Source organism: Streptomyces coffeae (assembly GCF_016741875.1).
Lineage (GTDB): Bacteria > Actinomycetota > Actinomycetes > Streptomycetales > Streptomycetaceae > Streptomyces > Streptomyces coffeae.
The window spans coordinates 1-427 of record NZ_JAERRF010000204.1; the positions used below are offsets into that span (position 1 = coordinate 1).

The following is a 427-nucleotide window of genomic DNA, read 5'->3' on the forward strand; positions in this document are numbered from 1 at the left end:
GGTCGACTGGGCGGAGCGGCTGACCGAACTGCCTGCGCTGAGTGGCGTGGTCTCGCTGCTGGGACTCGCTGATGCGGGTGTCGAGGCCACGGTTGGTCTGCTGCGTGCGCTGGGTGACGCGGATGTGCAGGCGCCGTTGTGGTGTGTGACGTCCGGTGCGGTGTCGGCCGGCGCGGGCGACGTGGTTGCCGGGTTCGAGCAGTCGATGGTGTGGGGTCTGGGCCGGGTGGCCGCCCTGGAGCACTCCGGCCGCTGGGGCGGTCTGGTCGACCTGCCCGATAGGCAGGACAACACAACCGGCGATCTGATGGCCTCGGTGCTTGCCGGGACGAGCGGCGAGGACCAGGTCGCGCTGCGCGGTGGTGAGGTTCTGGGTCGCAGGCTGCTGCCCGCGCCGTTGAGTGCGGATTCCTCCGGGGACGGCTGG

1 protein-coding gene is annotated in these 427 nt (G+C 71.2%); it reads left to right on the plus strand.

Features of this window, described 5'->3' with window-relative positions:
* The coding region (locus tag JK363_RS41685) for a SpnB-like Rossmann fold domain-containing protein (RefSeq protein WP_201883526.1) at positions 1–427 on the plus strand (427 nt) is incomplete at both ends.